At 64.6% G+C, this 1,976-nt stretch carries 1 protein-coding gene and 1 pseudogene; one reads left to right on the forward strand and one right to left on the reverse strand.

The genetic code is table 11. The features are described 5' to 3' along the window. Positions 1-1,532, reverse strand: a pseudogene (locus tag ACVCAM_RS26315) (Tn3-like element ISPa38 family transposase); the annotation flags it as partial. A 74-nt stretch (positions 1,533-1,606) separates the two neighbouring features. On the opposite strand from ACVCAM_RS26315, the gene ACVCAM_RS26320 reads away from it, so the two are divergent. Continuing rightward, positions 1,607-1,897, forward strand: coding sequence for a nucleotidyltransferase family protein (locus ACVCAM_RS26320; RefSeq protein ID WP_001247892.1), 291 nt, complete (start codon positions 1,607-1,609; stop codon positions 1,895-1,897). Positions 1,898-1,976 lie beyond the last annotated feature (79 nt).

Raw genomic sequence — 1,976 nt, forward strand, 5'->3', positions numbered from 1 at the left:
TCGGTGGCCACGGCCAGCGGCAATTCGCTGGCCTGCTTGAGGCTGGCGAATTTCGCGGGCGGCACCAGGTAGTCCTCGAAGTCCTTGAACTGGCGCGAGCCTTGCACCCAGATGTCGCCGGAGCGCAGCGCGTTCTTCAGCTCCGACAGCGCGCACAGTTCGTAGTAGCGCCGGTCGATGCCGGTGTCGGTCATCACCAGCTTCTGCCAGCGCGGCTTGATGAACTCGGTCGGCGCGTCGGTGGGCACCTTGCGGGCGTTGTCGCTGTTCATGCTGCGCAGCACCTCGATGGCGTCGAGTACGTCCTTGGCGGCGGGCGCGGCCCGCAACTTGAGCACGTCGAGAAATTCCGGCGCGTAGCGGCGCAGCGTGGCGTAGCTCTCGCCGATGCGGTGCAGGAAATCGAAGTCCTCGGGTTGCGCGAGCCGCTGCGCTTCGGTGACGCTCTCGGCGAAAGCATCCCAGGACATGACGGCCTCGATGGCGGCGAACGGATCGCGGCCCGCTTGCTTGGCCTCGATCAGCGCCTGGCCGATGCGCCCGAACAGCCGCACCTTGGCATTGATCGCCTTGCCGGATGCCTGGAACTGCTGCTGATGCTTGTTCTTGGCGGCATTGAACAGCTTGCCCAGGATGCGGTCATGCAGGTCGATGATTTCGTCGGTGACGGTGGCCATGCCCTCGATGGCGAGCGCCACCAGGGTCGCGTAACGCCGCTGCGGCTCGAACTTCGCCAGGTCGGCGGGCGTCATCTGGCCGCCCTCGCGGGCGATCTTGAGCAGCCGGTTCTGGTGAACCAGCCGCTCGATGCCGGAGGGCAGGTCGAGCGCCTGCCACGCCTTGAGGCGTTCGATGTGTTCCAGCATGTGCCGCGAGTTCGGTTTGACCGGGGATTGCCGCAGCCAGGCCAGCCACGTCGTCTTGCCGTTGTCGCGGCGCTTGAGCAGATCGTCGAGGCGACGGCGATGCACGTCCGTCAGCGGCTCAGCCAAGGCGTCGTAGAGACGCCGGTTGGCGCGGGTAATCGCTTCGGCGCTCGCCCGCTCGACGGCGTTGAGGGCGGGCACAATGACCGACTGCCGCCGCAGGTGCTCGATCAAGGCTCTGGCCAGCACGATGCCCTTGTCGGTTTGCATGGCCAGCTCGGTCAGCAACTGGACAGCCTGCCGGTAGTGGCCAATCGTGAACGGCTGGAAGCCGAACACCGTTTGCAGCTCGACCAGGTGCTCGCGTCGGGTCTGCTCACGCTGCCCGTACTCGTCCCAGCTTTCGATGCCGACCTTGAGCTGGTTGGCGACCAGTCTCAGCAATGGCGGGAACGGTGGCTCATCAGCGCCAAGGATGACGCCGGGAAAGCGCAGGTAGCAGAGCTGCACCGCGAAGCCCAGCCGATTGGCCGGGCCGCGCCGCTGCCGGATGATGGAGAGGTCGCTTTCGCTGAACGTGTAGTGACGGATCAACTCATCCTTGGTGTCCGGCAACGCCAGCAGGCTTTCGCGCTCGGCGGCGGAGAGGATCGAACGGCGGGGCATGCGGTTTCCTTCTTCTTGAAATTCTATTCTTGATTGCATATCATCTCAACGAGTTTCGATAAGAAAGGATGCGCATGCGACCGTCTGTTGTGCTTGACATGAAGCGAAGCGCAGTGCGTGAAGCGGTAGGCCGCTTTCGCGCCGCGAACCCGCGCGTCTTCGGCTCGGTGCTGCATGGCACCGACCGGGATGGCAGCGACCTCGACCTGTTGGTCGATGCGCTGCCCGGTGCCACGTTGTTGGACTTGGGCGATTTGGAAGAAGAACTGAAATCGCTGCTCGGCGTTGACGTCGATCTGCTGACTCCCGGCGACCTGCCGCCGAAGTTCCGGGCCAAGGTGCTCGCGGAGGCGCAACCGATATGAGCGAGAACCGCCTGCCCGATTACCTCGACCACATTCAGCAGGCCGCAACCGATGCGCGCAGCTTCGTGGAAGGGATGGC

The sequence above is a fragment of the Enterobacter sp. CFEC122 genome (assembly GCF_052983755.1).

Bases quoted from the DNA above. Each gene is read 5' to 3' on its own strand.
- ACVCAM_RS26320 (WP_001247892.1), top strand. From the start codon at position 1,607: ATGCGACCGTCTGTTGTGCTTGACATGAAGCGAAGCGCAGTGCGTGAA.